General features: G+C 44.1%; 3 protein-coding genes. All 3 read right to left on the reverse strand.

Annotated elements, in window-relative coordinates:
• Window positions 1–335 precede the first annotated feature (335 nt).
• The 3 genes from Q4B82_RS09315 to Q4B82_RS09325 all read right to left on the reverse strand — a co-directional run bounded on the left by Q4B82_RS09315 (window position 336) and on the right by Q4B82_RS09325 (window position 3,137).
• Window positions 336–1,502, reverse strand: a complete 1,167-nt coding sequence (locus Q4B82_RS09315) for an ABC transporter substrate-binding protein (RefSeq protein WP_303066186.1) — start codon at window positions 1,500–1,502, stop codon at window positions 336–338.
• A 530-nt stretch (window positions 1,503–2,032) separates the two neighbouring features.
• On the reverse strand, window positions 2,033–2,656 hold the full coding sequence (locus tag Q4B82_RS09320; RefSeq protein WP_303066187.1) for a glutathione S-transferase family protein: 624 nt from the start codon (window positions 2,654–2,656) through the stop codon (window positions 2,033–2,035).
• A 172-nt stretch (window positions 2,657–2,828) separates the two neighbouring features.
• Window positions 2,829–3,137 carry a permease gene (locus Q4B82_RS09325; RefSeq protein WP_303066188.1) on the reverse strand — a complete coding sequence of 103 codons (309 nt, stop codon included), beginning with the start codon at window positions 3,135–3,137 and terminating at the stop codon, window positions 2,829–2,831.
• Window positions 3,138–3,380: the final 243 nt, after the last annotated feature.

The raw sequence follows: 3,380 nt of genomic DNA on the forward strand, positions 1-3,380 counted from the left end.
AATGATGAAATGTATTAAAAATAAGGCGCACATTAGAACAGATTTTTCGCTAAATTACAAATTAATCAATTTTTTCTAAAATACGCTTATAACTACCATAAATGGCGTTTCAATCTCTAACCATACACAATGTTCATGCAGCCTGAAAACCCAAATAAACAAACTTATCCGCATGGTCAGATTAAATGGCAATAAAATGACGGCTACCTTTTTTTCTTCCAGTTGGTTTGCTTGGAAAGCCAATTATTACCCATAAAGCATTGATATAAAATATAAATTATTTACTGTTAGCAGATTTTCAACATGATATTTTCCTTGTTTCAGGCAGCCTGAAATCAAATCTCAAACTGCTCGCTGCGTTGCAAACTGCTCAAACCAAATTGTTTCATCAAATCATGCTGTTGCAAAGCTTTTTCCACAAAGCGCGTGTCAAACAATTCTTTGGACGCGATTTCAGGCTGCACGTCTTGTAAAAAGGTGTTCACGCCAGCCAAATGCGTTTCTTTGAGCAATTTAATCAGCAATTCGCTGTACGATTGAAATGGAAAAGGTTGAAAATCAATGCGTTTTTGCTGCCAATCGGCATGGCGGATTGCACCGTTGCGTTCGTATTTTGCCCATTGCACGGGTTCAGGCTGCAACACGTTTCGCAACACCGCCACATCGTGTGGCGTGTATTTGTTGATGCCTTGTTTTGCCAGCAATTCTGCCGTTTCCACGCGATGATGTTTGGCGAACTCGGCTGCCTGAACCAGCGCGTCAATCACGCCTTGCACCCAATCGGGGCGCGTGTTGATGTCATTGTCGTGCATCATCGTCAGGCAGCAAGCGTGTTCGCGCCAAATGTCGCCCGAAAAACGCAAAATCTTGCCCACGCCTTTGGCTTCCGCCAGCGCGTTAAACGGCTCGGCAACGATGAAACCCGCAATCTGTTTCGCCGCCAAAGCCGCCACCATGTCGGAAGGCGGCATCACGGTCAGGCGCACTTCGCCCGCTTTCGGGTTTTTCTCCACAATTTTCAAGCCAGCTTGTCGCAAAAGCTGTTGCACCACCACATTGTGTATGCTGTACCAAAAGGGTATGGCAATGGTTTGTCCTTGTAAATCAGCGATTTGATTTATGTCTGGGCGCACGGTCAAAGCCGAGCCGCAAGTGTGGTTCCACATCAGCGCACGAACAGGCGCACGGCTGCCATAGCGCATCCACACGCTCATGGGCGACAAAACGTGTATCACATTCACTTGCCCACTCAAAAAGGCTTCCACCAAACTTGCCCAACTGCGGAACAAAATCGGCTTGACGGTTTCAATATTGTTTTTTCGAAACAAGCCTTTACCGTGTGCCACCAAAAGCGGCGCAGCGTCCAAAATCGGCAAATAGCCAATGGTGAGCGGTGCATTGGCTTGGGCGGCAGCGCGTTGTTGGCAGGCTTGCAACAAGGGCATGGCGGCTGTGGCGGTGAACAGGGCGGAAAGTTTCAGAAAATCGCGGCGTGTTTGCATTATGTTGATTAAATTGGGGAAATTATTAGATAGGGCTTTTTCGGTTACGCTAAATTTTGTTTCAGGCTACCTGAAAAATAAAATCATACATAAAAGCAATTTGCTGCGTTAGATTGTTTGTTTCTAAACCATAGAATGAGATTGATTAAGTTAATCTCAAACAACATTATGCAAATTATTTAATTCAAGCTTGTTTGAAAAAAATTTCTGAAAAATGAGCTGTCTTTAATTAGAGACCATTGACAATTGGGGTGCAAAGTTGATTTTACAGATAAATGAGTTCAATTCAAGGCGGGTGGCGTAGCAGACTTGCGAAGCTAAAATACAAGCCATTGGCGCGTATTTTTAACGCATAATGGAGCAAATTGAGCACAAAAACAACCGCGAAACGACACCGCTTCGCTGTCAATAGCCCCTAGAACAAAACCGAAAGAATTGGAATGATGAATAATAATATAAGTGGCATAATTATCTTTGTTTTTATGTTTCAGGCAGCCTAATTATCATCAAACTGCCTGAAAATCCATATTTTACAATACCCCTTGCGCCTTTAACGCCGCTTGAACACCATTGTTTTGGGCAACGCGCTCAAAATGGGCGTTTAAATTGGGCAAATGGTTTAAATCAATGTCTAAACCATGCGCCCAGCGTTGGGTAACGTACACATATACATCGGCAATTGTGATTTCATTGCCAGTCAAATAATCTTGATTACTCAATGTTTTGTCTGCTCTGACATACAAATCCAAAACGGCTTGAATGCCTGCTTGTTTGACAGTATTTTGTGTGGTTTCATCGGCATTGGGAAGTAAACGGGCTGCACCGAATACCAAGCTGAATTTACCGTGAATGTCGCTGTTGGCAAACGACAGCCATTGACGGGCTTTGGCTTGGCTTTGTGCGTTGCCCGAGCCGAAGATTTTGGCTTGTGGATACAAGGCGTTGATGTATTCCACAATCGCCACGTTTTGTGACAAACTCCAATCACCATCAGTCAAAAGTGGCACATTGCCGTTGGGGTTAATCGCCAAGTATTCGGGCGATTTGATGCTGTCGCGTGTCATGGCTGTGGCTTTAAATTCGGCGTTTGCCCAATACAAAGCGGTGTGTGGCACAAGGGCACAGCTGCCTGAAAGATAATACAATTTCAGCATTTTGTTTTCCTTTCTATTTGATTGGTGGTCGTTTCAAATTAGAGTTCGTTAAAATACTTTGTAGAGTGAAACAAGTTGCACCCTACCCTTGCTGTGGGGTTTTCAGGCTGCCTGAAAACGAAAAAAAGGGAAAATTGGCGTGCATTTTACCTTTTTTCAGGCAGCCTGAATATTATTGCTTTTGCGATTTTTTGGCTTTCAGATTTTTGATAATGCCCATGCCCGCAATCGCAATCCAAAACACTTCAATCACAAACGAACCCAAATTGAAATGCACACACAAGCTCAAAATCAGCAAAATCGCCCCACCGCCATTGAGCAAATTGTATGACAAAGAAGTCGGTTTCCATTTTTCGCTGACCACCAGCCAAAACGCCAACACCACACACATCATGCCCAAAAAACCCACAATGTGCGCGCTGGTGCTGATGATTTGAGCGACTTCCTCGCCCCATTGCTGCCAATCAAATAAACTGTTCATCTTGATTTCCTTTTTTGTTGGAGACAATTTTCAGGCAGCCCGAAACGCCATTTTCGCATTTTCAGGCTGCCTGAATACCACAAAATCAACGTGTTACAGGTTTATATTTAATGCGTTTCGGTTTTGCGCCCTCTTCACCCAAACGGCGTTTTTTGTCCGCTTCATATTCCTGATAGTTACCGTCAAAGAACACCCATTTGGAATCGCCCTCACACGCCAAAATGTGCGTGGCGATTCTGTCCA

Origin of the sequence: Alysiella sp. (genome assembly GCF_030525755.1) — a bacterium.
Lineage (GTDB): Bacteria > Pseudomonadota > Gammaproteobacteria > Burkholderiales > Neisseriaceae > Simonsiella.

Coding starts and splice junctions, on each gene's coding strand:
- Q4B82_RS09320 (WP_303066187.1), bottom strand. CDS start 2,656: ATGCTGAAATTGTATTATCTTTCAGGCAGCTGTGCCCTTGTGCCACAC.
- Q4B82_RS09315 (WP_303066186.1), bottom strand. CDS start 1,502: ATGCAAACACGCCGCGATTTTCTGAAACTTTCCGCCCTGTTCACCGCC.
- Q4B82_RS09325 (WP_303066188.1), bottom strand. CDS start 3,137: ATGAACAGTTTATTTGATTGGCAGCAATGGGGCGAGGAAGTCGCTCAA.